Annotated in this window: 16 protein-coding genes and 1 pseudogene; 7 read left to right on the forward strand and 10 right to left on the reverse strand. The window is 72.1% G+C overall.

All coding sequences use genetic code 11. From position 1 onward, the window contains the following. The first annotated feature begins 34 nt into the window (after positions 1 to 34). The 5 genes from B0I31_RS28985 (at position 35) to B0I31_RS29005 (ending at position 4,516) form a co-directional block, all read left to right on the forward strand. Positions 35 to 667, forward strand: coding sequence for an RNA polymerase sigma factor (locus tag B0I31_RS28985; protein WP_245950523.1), 633 nt, complete (start codon positions 35 to 37; stop codon positions 665 to 667). Between the two features lie 240 nt (positions 668 to 907). Further along, positions 908 to 1,090, forward strand: a complete 183-nt coding sequence (locus B0I31_RS28990; protein ID WP_106618572.1) for a hypothetical protein — start codon at positions 908 to 910, stop codon at positions 1,088 to 1,090. 89 nt (positions 1,091 to 1,179) lie between these two features. Beyond that, complete coding sequence (locus B0I31_RS28995; protein WP_106618573.1) at positions 1,180 to 3,789, forward strand: CHAT domain-containing protein; 2,610 nt, start codon at positions 1,180 to 1,182, stop codon at positions 3,787 to 3,789. A 52-nt stretch (positions 3,790 to 3,841) separates the two neighbouring features. Next, positions 3,842 to 4,078, forward strand: a complete 237-nt coding sequence (locus tag B0I31_RS29000) for a hypothetical protein (RefSeq protein WP_146173981.1) — start codon at positions 3,842 to 3,844, stop codon at positions 4,076 to 4,078. Between the two features lie 45 nt (positions 4,079 to 4,123). Next, complete coding sequence (locus B0I31_RS29005) at positions 4,124 to 4,516, forward strand: STAS domain-containing protein (protein WP_106618575.1); 393 nt, start codon at positions 4,124 to 4,126, stop codon at positions 4,514 to 4,516. 3 nt (positions 4,517 to 4,519) lie between these two features. Here B0I31_RS29005 and B0I31_RS29010 read toward each other — a convergent pair whose 3' ends face one another. Beyond that, the gene (locus tag B0I31_RS29010; protein WP_245950525.1) at positions 4,520 to 6,136 is read right to left on the reverse strand and encodes a serine/threonine-protein kinase; all 1,617 of its coding nucleotides are present in this window, start codon (positions 6,134 to 6,136) and stop codon (positions 4,520 to 4,522) included. A gap of 113 nt (positions 6,137 to 6,249) precedes the next feature. Here B0I31_RS29010 and B0I31_RS29015 point away from each other — a divergent pair, with 113 nt between their 5' ends. Further along, positions 6,250 to 6,480: a hypothetical protein gene (locus B0I31_RS29015; RefSeq protein WP_106618576.1), complete on the forward strand. Its 231-nt coding sequence runs from the start codon at positions 6,250 to 6,252 to the stop codon at positions 6,478 to 6,480. 5 nt (positions 6,481 to 6,485) lie between these two features. Here the strand turns inward: B0I31_RS29015 and B0I31_RS29020 are convergent, their stop codons facing one another. Together B0I31_RS29020 and lexA are read right to left on the reverse strand one after the other, a co-directional pair. After that, positions 6,486 to 6,908, reverse strand: a complete 423-nt coding sequence (locus tag B0I31_RS29020) for a DUF6292 family protein (RefSeq protein ID WP_106618577.1) — start codon at positions 6,906 to 6,908, stop codon at positions 6,486 to 6,488. A 148-nt stretch (positions 6,909 to 7,056) separates the two neighbouring features. Next, positions 7,057 to 7,719, reverse strand: coding sequence for a transcriptional repressor LexA (gene lexA / locus B0I31_RS29025; RefSeq protein ID WP_106618578.1), 663 nt, complete (start codon positions 7,717 to 7,719; stop codon positions 7,057 to 7,059). A gap of 89 nt (positions 7,720 to 7,808) precedes the next feature. Between lexA and B0I31_RS29030 the strand changes: the two genes are divergently transcribed. Then, positions 7,809 to 8,480 (forward strand): enoyl-CoA hydratase-related protein, encoded by a 672-nt coding sequence (locus B0I31_RS29030; protein ID WP_106618579.1) that lies wholly within the window; start codon positions 7,809 to 7,811, stop codon positions 8,478 to 8,480. 7 nt (positions 8,481 to 8,487) lie between these two features. Here the strand turns inward: B0I31_RS29030 and B0I31_RS29035 are convergent, their stop codons facing one another. The 7 genes and pseudogenes from B0I31_RS29035 to B0I31_RS29060 all read right to left on the reverse strand — a co-directional run bounded on the left by B0I31_RS29035 (position 8,488) and on the right by B0I31_RS29060 (position 16,754). Beyond that, positions 8,488 to 9,486 (reverse strand): putative PEP-binding protein, encoded by a 999-nt coding sequence (locus B0I31_RS29035; protein ID WP_245950544.1) that lies wholly within the window; start codon positions 9,484 to 9,486, stop codon positions 8,488 to 8,490. 9 nt (positions 9,487 to 9,495) lie between these two features. Continuing rightward, positions 9,496 to 9,711, reverse strand: a pseudogene (locus B0I31_RS42975) (PEP-utilizing enzyme); the annotation flags it as partial. A 188-nt stretch (positions 9,712 to 9,899) separates the two neighbouring features. After that, positions 9,900 to 11,834 (reverse strand): FAD/NAD(P)-binding protein, encoded by a 1,935-nt coding sequence (locus B0I31_RS29040; protein ID WP_106618580.1) that lies wholly within the window; start codon positions 11,832 to 11,834, stop codon positions 9,900 to 9,902. 248 nt (positions 11,835 to 12,082) lie between these two features. After that, the gene (locus B0I31_RS29045; RefSeq protein WP_106618581.1) at positions 12,083 to 12,628 is read right to left on the reverse strand and encodes a TetR/AcrR family transcriptional regulator; all 546 of its coding nucleotides are present in this window, start codon (positions 12,626 to 12,628) and stop codon (positions 12,083 to 12,085) included. A gap of 135 nt (positions 12,629 to 12,763) precedes the next feature. Further along, complete coding sequence (locus B0I31_RS29050) at positions 12,764 to 13,753, reverse strand: carotenoid oxygenase family protein (protein WP_106618582.1); 990 nt, start codon at positions 13,751 to 13,753, stop codon at positions 12,764 to 12,766. Positions 13,754 to 14,127: 374 nt separating this feature from the next. Beyond that, positions 14,128 to 15,735 (reverse strand): acyl-CoA carboxylase subunit beta, encoded by a 1,608-nt coding sequence (locus B0I31_RS29055; protein ID WP_106618583.1) that lies wholly within the window; start codon positions 15,733 to 15,735, stop codon positions 14,128 to 14,130. After that, positions 15,732 to 16,754: an SDR family NAD(P)-dependent oxidoreductase gene (locus B0I31_RS29060; protein WP_106618584.1), complete on the reverse strand. Its 1,023-nt coding sequence runs from the start codon at positions 16,752 to 16,754 to the stop codon at positions 15,732 to 15,734. The genes B0I31_RS29055 and B0I31_RS29060 overlap by 4 nt, the downstream gene beginning before the upstream one ends. Between the last annotated feature and the right edge of the window lie 20 nt (positions 16,755 to 16,774).

Here is a 16,774-nt window from a genome sequence, read left to right on the forward strand (position 1 = left end):
CGTGGTGGTGTATCCGGGTGGCGGAAAGGGAGTGGTGGCACTGCCCGGTACACAGGAACCCGACTGGCGGCACTCGGCGGGTGCGGAGCGGCACGCCGCCTGCCTGGTCGCCGCGCGTGCCGGCGATCGCGACGCGCTGGCCGCATTGATCGCCGACCTGACACCGCTGGTGTGGCACGTCGCGCGCGGGCACGGGTTGGACCGCGACACGGCCGAGGGCGTGGTGCAGACGGTCTGGCTCGCGCTGCTTCGGCACCTCGGACGGCTGGAGGACCCGCGTGCGCTGGCCAGGTGGCTGGTCGCCGCGACACGCCGCGAGGCGCAGCGGACCTGGACACCGGCTCGACGTCGAGCGGCGGTGGACGACGAGCCCGCGGAGCTGGTGAGCGAGCACGGCCTGCCCGAGGACGCCACCCTGCTCGACGACGGTGACCTGCACCTCTGGCGCGCGTTCGGTCGGTTGTCGCAGAAGTGCCAGGAACTCCTGCGACTCACCGCGCTGGCCGCTCGGCCGGACTACCGGGCGGTGGCGGGGGCGCTGTCCACGCGCCGGGGCGCGGTCGGCCCGGCCAAGGGGCGGTGCCTCGACGTGCTGCGCGCGCACCTGGACGCCGACGTGGGGTGGGGGTTCGCCGGAGTGCCCGCGGAGGCGCCTCCGAACCCCTGACAGTGCGTTACCTGAATGGGTGATAGTTGGGGTCGTTTACGCACGGCAGAGGGGCGTCGCCTACCGGATGTGCGAAATTCCCTCTCGATCGTTACGCCGTTGTGCCACCATTGCCCTGTTCGAGCGGTACGAGGGGTCCGCCGAACATGACTCAGAGCTATCGCTCGAGTCGCTTGCACGGCCAAGACAGATCCTCAGGGGAGGGAGATCGTTTTGTCTACGCCCACCGAAACTGACTTCTTGGACGAGAACGCCGAGAACGTCCAGCAGGACACCACCACTGCGCCGGTCGCGCCGGAAACCGGGCTCGACCAGCCGGAACACCAGCACGACCACAAGCACGACCACGACCACACGCACGAGGACGGCGAACTGTCGCCCATGTGCGTGAGCGGTGGCTGCGTGACGAAGACCACCGCGTGACCTGTCAAACGTGATCGCGTCCGCCGGCCGGGTGACCTGGCCGGCGGACGGCTTTCAGTTGCGTTCTGTGATGTCATAGACAGGTGCCAGTGACCGCCGTCCGCGATGAAGCCCATGTCATCCGTCAAGCGCGAGAACTGCACCGCCGCGGAGTCGACGCGTCGTGTGCCGGGCGGCATCGCGATGCGGTACGTCTGCTGCGACGCGGGCAGAGCCTGGCGGACGCGGTCGATCCCGCCGATCCGGAGACCCGGTCGGACTGGTACGTGACGCGGATCCGGTTGTCGTCGACGTTGGCGGCGGTGGAGGCGGAGACGTCCGGCCCCGCCGCGGGATTGGACGGGCTGGCCGAGGTGCGGCGGCTGGTCGAAGACGTGGCTGATCCGCTCGTGAAGGACGAACTGCGCGGGGGCGTCGAGCACAACCGCGGTCTCCTGCTGTCGAACGCGGGCTTGATCGAGGACGCGATCCGCCTCTTCGACTCCGCGCTCGAGCACTACGAGCACAGGCTCTCCACCGGCGAGCCCTCGCTGCCCCTGTTCGAGCTGATCGTGAAGTCGCTGTGGAGCAGGGGTACGGCGCACACCCGGCTGGGGTCGATCGGCCAGGCGCGCCACGACCTGACCCGTGCGCTCACGCTGGCCACCGAGCACGGGTTGCCGGGCAGGGCGGCCGACGCCGACTTCGCGCTCGGGCTGCTGGAGATGCGGATCGGCGACATCCCGGCAGCCCTTCGGCGCTTCGAGGCCAGTGAGCGCGCCTACCGGGCACAGGGGCTCGACGTGCCGGTGCTGCTCGGCCTGCACCGGGGCCAGGCACTGATGGACGCCGGGCTCGCCGACGAGGCCGGCACCCAGCTCGACAACGTGCTCACCGTGCTGCGCGCCGAGGGCGGCGTGGCCCGGTACTTGGGCAACGTCGAGCTGTACCGGGCCGTCGCCGCGTACATGACCGGAGACCTCGACCTGGCCCGCACCATGGCCTCCTCCGCCCGGCAGCGGATGCGGCGTTGGGGGTGCCAGACCTGCGTCACGAACGCGACGCTCATCGGGCTGCGCGTGGACGCGGCGGTGGCGCTGCGGTCCGGGCGGGTGCCGCGGTCGGTGACCCGGCGCGCGTTGGACTTCGCCGACGAGCTGCCCGTGCCCCGGTTGGCCGAGCAGGCGGCGTTGGCGCGGATGCTGGCGGCGAGGCTGGAGATCCGGCGCGGTGACGTGGCGGCCGCCGCCGACATCCTCGACCGGGTGCCCCGGCCGGGGAAGCTCACGCCGATCGACTACCGGATGCTGCGCCGCCTGTGCCGGGCCGAGCTGGCCATCGCGCGCGGCCAGCGGGCCGTCGCGCTCGCCGAGATCAGGGCCGGGCTGACCGACCTCGACCACGTGCGCGACCGGATGGGCGGCCTGGAGCTGCTGTCCGGCACCGCGCTGCACGGCCGGGAGCTGGCCGGGCTGGCGGTGCAGCTGGTGCTGGAGCGCGGCAACGCCCGGCGGCTGTTCTCGTGGCTGGAGCGGACCCGGGCGCAGACCTACCGCTACGAGCCGTTGACCCACGTGGACAACCCCGAGCTGGCCGAGCGGATCGCCGAGGTCCGCAGCCTCACGCAGTCGATCCACCAGGCCGAGCACGACGGCCACTCGACCGCCGCGCTGCGCGCCCGCCGGGCCGAACGCCTGCGCGAGGCGAACCGGCTGGGCTGGCACACGGGCCGGTGGGGCAGCCCGCGCCCGGTCGCCGCGCTGCCCGAGGTGATGGCAAGGCTGGGCGACCGCGCCCTGGTCAGCTTCGCGTCGTCGGAGGACTCCCTGGTCGCGGTCGTCGTGGTGGGCTCCGAGGTGCGGCTGGCGCGGCTGGGTTCGGCCGAGCAGGCGGCGGAGAGCGCCCGGATGCTGAACGCGGACCTGAACGCGCTGGCACCGGACCACCTGCCGGAACCGCTGGTGCGGGTGATGTCGGTGTCGGCGCGCAAGCAGGCCGACCGGCTCGACGCGCAGCTGATCCAGCCGTTGGCGGAGCTGATCGGCGAACGCGAGCTGGTCGTCGTGCCGACCGGCGCGCTGTACGCGGTGCCGTGGGGCGTGCTGCCGACGCTGCACGGACGGCCCACCGTCGTGGCGCCCTCTGCCACCGCGTGGCTGGCCGCCGATCGGGCCGAGGCCGGCTCGACGGGCCGGACCGTGCTGGTCCGCGGCCCGGGGCTGCCCGCCGCGGTCGGTGAGATCGACAAGCTGGGCGCGCACTACGCCACGGCGGCGCTGATGTCGGGCGAGAACGCCTCGGTCGCCGCGGTGCTGGAGGCGTTGGACGGCGCGGAGATCGCGCACCTGGCCGCGCACGGCGTGCACGAGCCGGAGAACGCCCTGTTCTCCCGGCTGGAGCTGAGCGACGGACCGGTCTACGCGCACGAGATGGCCGGCCTCGCCCACCCGCCCCGGCAGGTCGTGCTGGCCGCGTGCGAGCTGGCCCTCAACCGCATCCGCCCCGGTGACGAGCCGTTGGGCTTCGCCAGTGCGCTGCTGGCCAGCGGCTCGCGGATGGTGGTCGCACCGCTGAGCCGGGTCGGCGACCAGGCGTGCGCCGCCGCGATGGACGACTACCACCGCAGCCTGGCCGCCGGCGCCCGACCGGCGGTGGCCCTGGCGGACGCCATCGCGGTCGACCCGCTGCGGCGGCCGTTCGTCTGCCTCGGCAGCGGCTGATCACGCCGGGCGGACCCGCACCGGCACCTCCAGCACGGCTACCGCGGCGGCGGTGCGCTGCCTGCCCCTGCCGTCCGGGCTGCGCCGTGCCGGGGTGGTCGCGGCGCTGTCCGGCCTGGCCGCCGTCGTGCTGCCGTGGACGACCGGGCTCGACGGGCCGACCGTGGCGTCGGAGCAGGTCGGCTACGCGCTCCACCTGCCGGTCCTGCTCTGGTACGGCGCGCTGGGGTGGCGGGAACTCCGGTCGGGTCGGCACAACGGCGGTGTCGGGCGGGCGTCGAACGGGTAATGGTGGTAGGCGGTGACGCAGCCGAAATCGGGGTGAGGGAGCGGCGTGCACGGGGATGTCGAACAGCCGTCGGTGACGGTGCAGGACGTCGGTGACGACGGTGTGGTGGTCGCCGTCGTGCACGGCGACTTCGACGTCGACACCTTCCGCGACGTGCGCCAGGCGCTGTTCACCTGCCTGAACGGCCGTGCGTCGGCGTTGGTGGTCGACCTGGGCGAAGTGGGGTTCTTCGGGTCGATGGGGATCGCGGTGCTGGTGGAGGCACGGCAGCGGGCCGACGTGGTGGGCGCCGGGTTCGCCGTGGTGGCGGGGCGGCGCACGGTGGCGCGGCCGATCCGGATGACCGAGATGGAGGACCTGCTGCGGCTGCACCGCACCCGGGACGAGGCGTTGGCCACGGTGCGCGGCGAGTCCGGGTTCTCGTGGTGGTCGTCGTGACGGTCACGCCTGGGCGAGGTCGACGATGAGCAGGCGGTCGTCCCGCAGCACCATGACCACGCGGTAGTCCTCGGTGAACGGGTCGTCGTCGTGGGGCGTGAACTCGAGGGTCACGTCGGCGGTGTAGGTGGCGCCGTTGGCGGTCACCTCCGGCTCGCCGCTCACCGTCACGTCGGAGTAGGCGCCCCAGAACTGGTCGTCCTCCCACTCGGACGGCCGGTTCTCCGGCGCCCAGTTCTCCCGGGCCGTCGCGGGGTCGTGCGGGAGGTTGGCGAAGTGGTCGCGCACGTGGTCGGCGACCGACGCGGCGTCCAGCGTGCCCGCTTCGGTGGTCTCGGGCGGTGCTTCGGTCGTGGTGTCGTCGGAGGTGGGCGCCTCGGCTGTCGGGTAGTCGGTGGTGGGCTCGGACCGGGTGGGGACCGGGGTCGTCGTGTCCGGTGACGCCGACCGCAGGTCGTCCTCCCGGAACGCGATGAACAGCACGGTGGCCGCGACGGCGACCACCACCCCGGCCGCGAGCACCGGCACGAGCCACCGGCGGGTGGTGGCGAGAGGTGCGCCGTGCGTGGGAGGCCCGGCTACCGCGGTGGGAGGTGGGGCTACGGCGGTGGGCGGGTGCGCCAGGGGTGCCGGCCGCAAGGCTTTGGTCGGGCGCGGCGTGCCCGGCGGTGGCGTGCTCGGCCAGGCGCTGGTCGGTCGCGGGATGCCCGGTGGTGGCGTGTTCGGCTGGGAGTTGGTCGGCGAGGCAGTGGTCGGCGGCGGAGCGGTCAGGCGCGGCGTGCCCGGCGGCGGGGTGTTCGGCGGGGCGGAGGCGGTGGGGGTGGAGAGGGTGGCCAGTTCGCGGCTCGCCTGCTCGGCGGTGGGGCGGGCGGCCGGGTCGTTGGCCAGCAACCTGGTCAGCAGCGCGGTGAGGGGGCCGGACCGCGTCGGGGGCACGATCCAGCCGCCGGCGATCCGGTGCAGCATCCCGAGGTCGTTGTCGCCGGCACCGAACGGCGGTCCGCCCTCCACCAGGGCGTAGAGGGTGGCGCCGAGGGAGAACACGTCGGCCGCCGGTGTCGGGTCCGCGCCGCGGGCCAGTTCCGGCGCCAGGTAGGCCAGCGTGCCCGCGAGCATCCCGGTCCTGGTCACGGTGACGTCGCCGACCGCGCGGGAGATCCCGAAGTCGGTGATCTTGACCGTGCCGTCCGCGCCGATCAGGACGTTGCCCGGCTTGATGTCGCGGTGCACCACGCCGGCCCGGTGCGCGGCGGCCAGCGCGGAGGCGACGTGCCCGCCGATCCGGGCCGCTTCGGCGGGCGGCAGCGTGCCGCGTTCGGCGAGCACGGCCGACAGGCTGCGCGACGGCACGAACTCCATCACCAGGCACGGCTTGCCGTCCTCGACGACCACGTCGAACACGCCGACCGCGTTCGGGTGCTGCAGGCGCGCGGCGATGCGGGCCTCGCGCATCGCCCGCCGGCAGGCCTCGTCCACCTCGTCGGCGGCCAGGCCGGGCAGCAGGAGCTGCTTGATCGCGACGTCCCGGTGCAGCAGCTCGTCGTGCGCACGCCAGACCACACCCATCGCGCCGCTGCCGAGCCGTTCCAGCGGGGTGTAGCGGTTACCGACCTTGTCCACGCCGGCAGAGGCTAACCGAGTCGGCGGGCGCGCAAGGCGACTTGCCGAAGTCGCCTGACCACGGCTTCGGGGAGCTACCGCGGCTAGGCTGGACCGGGTCGGGAGGAGAGGCCGTGACGGACGAGGAACTCGTGGTCGAGTTCGCCCTGACCCGGCTGGACCACCCCGGGCTCGACCTGGAGGAGATCGCCGCGCTCGTGGTCCGGCGGGTGGGGCACGACGGCATGCTCGGCTTCGCGTCCCGCAACCTCGCCACCCGCGGTGAGCTGCGGGGTGCGGTGTTCCAGGCCGCGGTCGAGCACGTGCTGCGAGTCGTGCTCACCCTGCGCGGCCCCGCCGACTGAACGGCTCAGAGCACCTTGGCGGGTGCCCGGTCGGCGTACTCGACCAGCAGGTCGGCCAAGTGGTCCTCGGCGGGCATCGCGGGCGGCACCGGGTGGTCCGGGCGGCGACCGGCGACCAGGTCGGACACGAACACCGTGACCGCTTCCGGCGACGGCAGCACCGGCGGGCCCAGGTAGGTCAGCGGCACCAGGTCCGCTCCCCGGCCCACCTCGATCCCGGCGCACCACCCGGTGTGCTCGTCCCAGACGAGCGCGAGGTCGTTGTCCGGGTGCCGCGGCACCCGCTGGTCGAGGGCGATGTAGGCGGTGGCGTCCGGGGCGCACTCGTACCAGCACGACTCCAGGTCGATCCCCAGCTTCCGGGCGATCAACCGCAGGTACTGCCGCAAACCGCGGTCCTCCGGGCCCTCCGCCTCGATCCCGACCATCGACGACCTCCGCCCACGACGGGCCGCACCTCGGCGGGCACCGTCTCAATCGGGTTCAGTCTGCATCCACTCGACTACCGAGGGCATTAGGCCATTCGGATGAGACGTCGTGACGCCGAGCATCCGCCGTTTGCCGCAGCGCGCGGTTTCAGACGCTGCGCAGCACCGAGACGACGGTGCCGAGCACGACGGCCTCGTCGCCGTCGATCACGTCGTAGGCCGGGTTGCGCGGTTCGAGGAAGACGTGCCCGTTGCGCCGGCGGTACACCTTGACGGTGGCCTCGCCGTCGATCATCGCGGCCACGATCTGGCCGGAGTGGGCTTCGTGCTGCTGCCGCACGACGACGATGTCGCCGTCGCAGATCGCCGCGTCCACCATCGAGTCACCGCGCACCCGCAGGCCGAAGACCGTGCCGCGCCCGGTCAGCCCGCGGGGCAGCGTGAGGACGTCGTCCACGTGCTCCTCGGCCGCGATGGGCGTGCCGGCGGCGATGTGGCCGACCACGGGCACCGGCACCGAGTCCTCGGCGGACTCCCGCGCGGACGGCTCGTGCAGGAACAGGCGCACGTCGATCGGCCGCGACATCGAGGTGCCGCGGCGCAGGAAACCCTTCTCCTCCAACGCCGCCAAGTGCTTGGACACCGAGGACGACGACCGCAGGCCGACCGCGTCGCCGATCTCCCGCGTGCTCGGCGAGTACCCGTGCCGAACCACCCAGTCGCGGATCACCGCCAGGATCCGCTGCTGGCGGTGCGGGAGGGCGGAGGTGTCCAGGTGCTCGAACGCGTCAAGATCGTCGTAGGCGGTCACCTGCGGGATGATAGAGAAGGGTGATGTCGGCCGTCCCCGGGCATTAAGTTACCGTCCAGTAGCCACCGCCCGGACCCCCGGAGGACCCCATGCCGACGCTCGACCGCCAGGACGACGTGTTCATCCTCGACCTCGGGGACACCGAGAACCGGTTCCACCCCGACTGGCTCGCCTCGGTCGACGCCGCGCTCGGCGAGGTGGAGCGAGCGGAGGGCGCCCGCGCCCTGGTCACCGCCGCCACCGGCAAGTTCTTCTCCAACGGCCTGGACCTGGAGTGGCTGATGGCCAACGGCGACCGGTACCGCGAGTACGTCGTGTCGGTGCAGGAGCTGTTCGCCCGGGTCCTGTCGCTGCCGGTGATCACGGTGGCCGCGATCCAGGGCCACGCCTTCGCCGCCGGCGCGATGCTGACCCTGGCGCACGACTTCCGCGTGATGCGCGCCGACCGCGGCTTCTGGTGCCTGCCCGAGGTCGGCATCGACATCCCCTTCACGCCCGGCATGTCGGCGTTGATCCAGGCCAGGCTGACCCCGCAGACCGCGCACGAGGCCATGACGACCGGGCGTCGCTACGGTGGCGGTGACGCGGTGGCCGCCGGCGTCGTCGACCTCGCGGTGGACGAGGACGCCGTCCGGTCCACCGCGGTCGACCTCGCCGGGGCGCACGCGGGCAAGGCCGGCCCCACGCTGGGCACCATCAAGTCCCGGATGTACAAGTCCACTTCGGACACCCTGCGGGACGGGGACGACCTGCTCGGCTGAGCCACCGTCACCGCGAGTCGTGGGCGTCCACGGCGAGCTGCCTCAGTTCGGCGGTGCACAGCATGAACCGGTCCGTCGGCAGGTGCTTGAAGTAGTAGCCCACGTCCGCCCCCAGCGCGAACACGTGGACCGGGACACCGGCCCGGCGGCCCGCCTCCACCGACTGGCGCAGTCCCGACATCACCGCCGGGTGCCGCGTCTGGTACGACGAGGCGACCCGGTGGTTGCCCCGGTCCGCGGCCAGGTAGAACTGCGTCAGGTCCTTGGTGCCGACGAAGATCTCGCTCGCGCCCGCCGCGCAGAACTCCGCCGCCGAGTGCACCGCGGCGGGCGTCTCCACGAACACCGACAGCGGCACGTCGTCGGGCAGGTCCAGCCGCAGCCGCAGGCGCAGGAACTCGTCCTGGTCGTTGATGAACGGCACCGCGAAGCTCACCCGGTCGGCTTCCGGGCCGAGCCGTTCGCGCACGTGCGCGCGCAACGCCTGGAACGCGTGCGGGTAGTGCGGCTCGTGCAGCAGCCACCGGGCGCCGTGCAGGCCGAGTTCCGGGTTGGTCTCGTGGTCGACGTCCACCTCGTTGGTGATCTGCGCGGCGTCGTCGGACCGGAGGTCGAGCAGCCTCATCACGAGGCGTTGCCCGGGGAGGAGCTCCTTGACGATCGCGCACAGCTCGGCGCCGATCGCCGCGCCGTAGCGCTCGGCCTCGGGCACGCCCGCGCGCAGCGCGTCGAGCGGGCTCAGGCCCGAGGAGAGGCAGACGAACTCCTCGCGGATGAAGAACGACGTCACCTGGTCCACCCGGGGCTGGATCGCGTTCGTGGACTGGATGTCGGTCGCGTCGGCGATGACGACGCACACCGAGCGGAGGTCCTCGGGGGTGACGGTGGGATATTCCGCGGATTGCGCCGCCGGTTCGACTTCGCCGAGGGTGACCGATTCCCGATCGGTCCGGACGGTCACCGGGCCGACCAGCCCGGCGAGTTCGTCGTGCGGAATCCGCAACACCGGAATTCCCCGCGAGCGGCACAGGGATTCCATGTGACCGGTGCGGCCACCGCCGGAACACACCACGGCCGCCGACTTGACGATGGTGTCGTAGAGCTCGGGGCCGAGTTGTCCCACCACCAACACGGAACCGGGCAAAGGTCTGCCGGTGTGATTGGCGACGCCGCGAACGCTCGTCGACGGCGAACCGACGAGCAATACCCCTGGGATCTCGCGCGGGCTCACGGCATCCTCCTACCGATTCCGGTCGGTTTGCGGACCTGGCGAGCGCGTCGGTCCGAAGGCCGACCTTCGGGGCCGACGCCGGTTCGCCCGACGTCGGCCCCGGGTTTGTGTCGAACAGGACGAGCCATGGCACGAGCCTCGCAGTCGCGCGCCGGGCCGCGCATCTTCTCGAGTGCGACGAGTTCGCTTCAGCCGACCGGTTCCGCCGGCTCCGCCTGTTCCATCTGCTCCACCTCGTCCACCTGCTCCACCTGCTCCACCTGCTCCACCTGCTCCACCGAACCTTCGAGCCCGAGCGCGAGACGCAGTTCGCGCGGTGTCACGGAGAGGTCGGTCAACTTGGTGGTGGCGGCCGAGTTCACCGCGAACCGCAAGGCGCGGTCGGACGGCGGGGGCGTGCCGTCGCGCGAGGTGAGGTCGCGGATCCGCCCGAGGTTCGCCTCGAGCCGGGCGGCCAGCGACTGGCGGTCGTCGCGGCGGCGCGTGGCCATCCGGCGCACGTCGAGGCTGACCGACCGCGAGACGGCCGCGCGCAGCTCGGGATCCGCCGGGTCGACCAGCGCACCGGCGAGTGCGACCGCCCGTTCGTCGTAACAGGACTCGATCCGGTGCAGCGTGGTGGCCGCGACCTCCACCGAGTGGTTCTTGATCGCGGCGAGGTTGAACGTGAACGCGCCGGTCCGCCCGTTCCGCACGATCTCGTCGCCCTCGCGTGGGCTGCCGACGACCGAGACGGGACCGGACGGCGTGCCATCGGGACCGAGGAGCCGTCCGCACGGGTCGACTTCGACACCGCGCCCGGTGCGCCGGTGGACGACCGCGATTCGTTTGCGCAGCAGGTTCGCCCAGAGCGTGGAATCGGCGCGCTCGTAGTTCGACTCGCGCCCGAAGTTGGACACGACGAGATCCGCTTCGACCGTCCGCGTCGAATCCGGTCCCTCGATCGACAGGACGAGGGTGCCCGATCCGGTGGCGCGCACCTGTTTCACGCGGCCGGCGGTGAGCACGACTTGCCCGCCTTCGCCCAAGGCCGCGTCGACGATGTCCGTGGTGTACGCCATGGCGCTCACCCGCAACACGGCCAAGAGGCTGCCGTAGCTGTCGAGCAACGCGCGGAGTTCGTCGGTGGGAATGCGCTCCAGGATCGCGGGCAGGTACGGTTCCCACGATTTGGCTACCCGTTCCGTCACCACGACCTGAGGTACTTCGGGGTACTTCTCGGTGAGGATCGCGCAGGCGCGGTCCCATTCCTCGCGGAACCTGCGGACGAATTCCTCGCGTCCTTCGTAGTGGTCGCCGAGCAGTTGCGGCGCCGGTAATTCGAGCACTTGGTGCCGGTGGTTCGGCGGATAGGTCCGAGGGGTCAGGCCGGAACCGGAAATCATGTGGACGGGGCCCTCGTGCCCCTGCCGTAACAGCAGCGTGGCCGAGTCGTACGCGCTGAGCAGCGTGCCGATGATGGCCACCACGCCGTCTTTCCGCACGCCCAGCACCCGTTCGATACCGCTCTTGGAATACGGGCTGCGCACGAACGCGGGGTGCTCCAGCACCTCGGTCGCGAAAGCCGGGTACTTCGTCTCCAACCCGGTGGCGAGCACGACGTGGTCGGCTTCGAGGATCGTCCGCCCGGTGCCGGCGCCGTCCGGCGAGCTCTCCACCACGACGTGCGCGTGGTCGCCGAAGACCTCGACGTCGACCGCTTCCCCGTCCGTCTCGACCAGCGTCACGCCCGGTGCGGCCTCCCGGACGGCCTCGGCGAGGCGGCTTTCCAGGTAGTCCTGGTAGATCCGGCGCGGGGCGGGGCCGGACTCGGTGAACTCGAAGTCCCGCCAGTCCGCGGGCCAGTCCGACCGGTCGGCCTCCTGGTTGGCCCAGGCGACGAAGTCGTCGACGTCTTCCCGGAACGCCGACATGCGGCCCGCCTGGATGTTGAACACGTGGTACCAGTGGTTGCTCTCGCGCTGGTACGCCACGCCGGAGTTCCGGTATTCCGGAACGCGTTCGAGCAGCACGACCTGTAATGGTTCCCGGGCGAACCGGAGAAGGCGGATTGCGGTCACGGTACCGGCCAAACCGGCTCCCACGACAACCACCCTGCGGAACCGGCCGAAGCTATTCACCATGCCACCTCTGTTCCCCTCCGGAACTACCAGCCGAAGGGGCAGAATACCGTTCGACCAGGCGAAGTGGGCATGCTGCGCTGCCCGCGTGACACAATCGTGCCGAGGTTTTCACGCGGGCTCGACCGGTGCTCGCCGAGGGTGGTCGGCGCGGAGCTGGTCGTGCGGGCTTTCGACACCTCTGCCGCAGCGGTTCCCGCACGGTCGCCGGACAATTCCCCGATATCGACCGGCGGGGTGGCGGAACGGTGTCAGGAGCCGGTCGGTCGCGGCGCGGCGGTGGACAGGAGCCCTTCGACCAGGCCGCGAGCCCGTTGCGCTGGGCCGTTCGGACCGAACGACTGCCCCGACGCGTGCAGTCCTTCGAGGACGAGCACCAGGTGGTCGGCCAACTCGGCCGGGTCCTCGACCCCGAGCGCGTCGGTCAGCTCGCGGATCCGTTGCCTGGTCCAGGACTTCGCGGTGAGGGCGTTGCGGTGGGCGGGCAGTTCGGGTTCCGGGAACTCGGCCAGCGCCAGGTGGAACTCGCAGCCGCGGAACGTGCCGGAGGAGACCTCGGCGAAGATCGAGTCGAACACGGCCACGATCCGGTCGCGCGGATCGGGACCGGCGCCCTCGGCCGCGGCGGTGAACCGTTCGCGGAAGTCGAGGTCGGCGCGCTCGACGTAGGAGCCGACGAGGTCGTCCTTCGACGCGAACAGGCGGTAGAGGGTGGTGGGCGCGACACCGGCCTCGGCCGCGACAAGATCGACGCCCGTGGCCCGGATACCTCTCAGGTAGAACAGGTCTCCCGCCACCCGCAGTACGTGGGACCGGGTCTCAGCAGCGGTACGTTGCACGGTTCCCCTCGCCGTCGCCCTGCCAGGGATGGTTCCCCGAAGGCTACTCCCGCAACGGTGATCACCGACCCCCTAGATCGACTGGCGCACTGATCAGCGGCGGGGAACCCACGCGGCCTGCCGTGAAGCCGCGACCGCGAACGGCAACCGCACCACCGCGACCGGCGGACCGGCGAGGTCGGCCGCGTCCAGCACCAGCACCTCGTCGCCCGCGACGGCGACGACCCAGCCGTCACCCTCGGCGTCACCGCGCGGCACGAACACCGGCTGGACGGGCGTGACGCCGACCTCGCGGCGCCAGGTGCAGCCCAGCGCCACGTCGTGGCGGACGATCGCGGTGCCCGCCGTGCCGAACACGAAGCGGTGGTGGCGGCCCGCGAAGCGCTCGTCCACCGTGCCGACGTCCATCGCGGGCAGGTCGACCCGGCGCACGCCGCCGGTGGCGAGGTCGAGCACGTGGCGGCGCAGCACGCCCGGCGCCCAGATGGCGTCGACGACCACTCGGCCCAGGTCTTCGTAGACGTTGACCAGGGACAGCACCTCGCCGTCGCCGAGCTCGAACCAGTCCGGCCGGCCGTAGGCGAGCAGGCCGACGCGCGCGGGGCCGGTGGCGGGCCCGGAATACGGGTCGCGCAGGCCGACCAGGTCCGCGGCGCGGCTGTAGTACGGGGCGGAGTCGAAGACGACCACGAAGCGGTCCGTCACCCCGACCGCGCGCATCCGGGGCGCGCCGTCCAGCGGGAACGGCTCGGCGCGCAGCACTTCACCGTCGTCGCCCAGCGTGACGTGCTCGGCGTAACCGAGGTCGGGGTGGGACATCGCCGTGTGCCACACCTCGCCGTCGAAGACCGGGCGGGCCATCGTGGCACCGGCGGGCCGGTCCGCAGGCGCGAGCGCCGCCGGCCGCGGCCCGCGGTACCACTCCGCGCCGTCCGGCCCGAGGCAGACGCCGGAGACACCGAACTTGCCGGACCAGACGAGGGCACCGTCCAGCTCGGCGGGCAGCGCACCGCGCACCACCAGCGCTTCCGCGACCTCCCGTACCGACGCGACCACGCCCACCACCCCGTCCACGCGTTCCATAACACTGTCTTAGTACCATTTATAGCGGCGTTATGGAACCACGTCAAGCCGATCCCGAGGCGCAGGCGCGTGAGCCGCCCGGCCTGTCCGGAAGCTGGAGCAGGGCGTCCGGCACACCGCGGGCATCAGTTCGTTGAGGCGGAGGACGCCCGGGTCGCGGGCTATGGCCTGGCCCACGAGGATCACGCCGACGTCACTTCGGTGGAAGGCGACTTCCGCTTGCAGTCGCAGAGCGCCGAGAACCCGCGGACGCTGTTCGAGGTGACCAGTGGTGACGCGCGGGTGAGGCGGGTGCACTCGGTGTGGTTGAGCCGACCACCCGAGCACAACGGCACCTCACCGCGAGGTGAGGTGCCGTTGTGGCAGCACGGTCGTTACAGCGGCACGTTGCCGTGCTTGCGGGCCGGGGTGGGGCGGCGTTTGTCGCGGAGCATGGCCAGGCCGCGGGCGACGGCGGAGCGGGTGTGGGACGGGTCGATGACGTCGTCCACCAGGCCCCGCTCGGCCGCGTAGTACGGGTGGACCAGTTGCTCGGAGTACTCGGCCAGCAGTTCGGCGCGCAGTGCGTCGGGGTCCGCGGCGGCGGCCAGTTCTTTGCGGAAGATGACGTTCACCGCGCCTTCCGCGCCCATCACCGCGATCTCGTTGGTCGGCCAGGCCAGGGACAGGTCCGTGCCGATCGACCTCGAATCCATCACGATGTACGCGCCGCCGTAGGCCTTCCGCACGATCACCTGGATCCGCGGCACGGTGGCCTCGCAGTAGGCGTAGAGCAGCTTCGCCCCGTGCCGGATCACGCCCGCGTGCTCCTGCGCCGTCCCCGGCAGGAAGCCCGGAACGTCCACAAGGGACACCAGAGGGATGCCGAACGCGTCGCAGAACCGCACGAACCGTGCGGCCTTCTGGGACGCCTCGATGTCCAGCACGCCCGCGAACACCATCGGCTGGTTGCCGACCATGCCCACGACCGCGCCGTCGATCCGCCCGAACGCCACCACGACGTTGCGCGCCCACCCCGCGTGGACTTCGAGGAACTCCCCGTCGTCCACCAACTCCTCGATCAGCACCCGCATGTCGTAGGGCTTGTTCGGCTCCACGGGCACGATCGAGGCGAACCCGGGCCGCACGTCGTCCACCGCGCCCACCGGCACGTACGCCGGCGGCGGTTCCAGGTTGTTGGACGGCAGCATGGACACCAGGTAGCGGACGTCCTCCAGGCACGACTCCTCGTCGTCGTGCACGAACGACGCCACGCCGGACAGCTCGCCGTGCACCGTCGCACCGCCCAGCTCGTCGTGCGTCACCTTCTCCCCCGACACCGCCTGCACGACGTCGGGACCGGTCAGGTACATCTGCGCCGTGCCGCGGACCATGAACGTGAAGTCCGCCAACGCGGGCGAGTAGGCGGCGCCGCCAGCGGACGGGCCGAGCACCACGGCGATCTGCGGTATGACGCCGGACGCCTCGACCTGGCGGCGGAAGATGCCGCCGTAGCCGTCCAGCGCCATCACGCCTTCCTGGATGCGCGCGCCACCGCTGTCGTTCAGCGCGATGATGGGCGAGCCGGTGTCGATGGCCATGTCCATCACCTTGTGGATCTTCGCCGCGTGCGCCTGGCCGAGCGAACCGCCGAAGATGGTGAAGTCCTGCGCGTAGACGAACACGCGCCGCCCGTCGATGGTGCCCGAACCGGCCACCACGCCGTCGGTGTGCGGCCGGTGCTCGGACACCTTCAACCCGTGCGCCTGGTGCCGCCGGTACAGGTCGATCTCGGTGAACGAACCGGGGTCCAGCAGCAGGTCGAGGCGTTCCCGGGCGGTGCGCTTGCCGAGCGAGCGCTGGCGGCGCACGGCCTCGGCGTTGGCCACCGCGCGGTCGCGCAGGTCGTCGTTGCGCTCGCGCAGGAGTTCCATGGTGCGCGGTGGCAGCTCGGGTCGGATGTCCGGGTGCCCGTTGACGCGGTCGATCCCTGACGTGGTCATCGGCGTCCTGCCTGGCGATCGGTCACCGCACCGGTGTCGGCGAGCCACCGCACGGTGTCGGTGACCGTGTCGGCGAACGGACGGGGTTTGTGGCCGAGCGTGCTCGCGGCCGGGTCGACCCGGACCGCCGCGCCGACCGTGGCGATCGCCCCGTACTCGGCGGGGATGTGCCACGGCCAGGCGGGCTGCACCAGGTCGACGAACCGCCCGACCGGCGTCATCATCGCCGGTGGCAGGAAGGCCGCCGGCAACGCTCGCCCGGTGGCCTCCCGCACCCCGTCGAGGTACTCCCGCATGGTCAGGTAGTGCCCTGGACCGAAGTGCCTGCCAACAGGATCGGATCCGGTCACGTCCTGGGACAGCAGCGCCACGTGCAGCGCCGCCGTGTCCCGCACGTCGCCGATCTGCAGCCCGCCGGCGGGCCACAGCGGCATGATCCCGCGCAACGTGTTGCGCAGCCGCTCGACCTGGTCGCCGAGCTTCGGGTCGTGCGGCCCGAGGAGGGCCGGTGGGTAGCTCACGACCACCGGCGCCCCCTCTTCCTGGTGCCGCCGCGCGATGGCCTCCGACGCGGCCTTGGTCGCCGCGTACGGCTCCCGGGTCGTGCCGACCGGCGAGTTCTCGCGGATGACCCGCACACCGGGCCCGAACAGCGCCGCGATGCTCGACACGTGGACCACGCGCCCCGCACCGGCACGGCGGGCGGCGCCGAGCACCACCTCCGTGCCGTGTGCGTTGGTGCGCAGCATCTCCTGCCGCTTGCGCCGGTCGAAGGAGTACACCGAGGCGGCGTGGACCACGGCGTCCGCGCCGCGCACCGCCTCGGCGACCGACCGCTCGTCGGTCACGTCCCCGACGACGACGTCCAGCGCGTCGGGTGGCACCTCCAACGGTCGCGTCGCGGCGTCCACCGCGCTCGCGTCCCGGACCAGCAGGCGGACCCGGTGGCCGGCGCGCACGAGCTCCGCCACCGTGTGCGAGCCGACGAAACCGGTACCTCCGGTGACGGTCACCAGCATGTGCACTCCCTCCCGAAGCG

It is taken from the genome of Saccharothrix carnea, from assembly GCF_003014735.1.
Lineage (GTDB): Bacteria > Actinomycetota > Actinomycetes > Mycobacteriales > Pseudonocardiaceae > Actinosynnema > Actinosynnema carneum.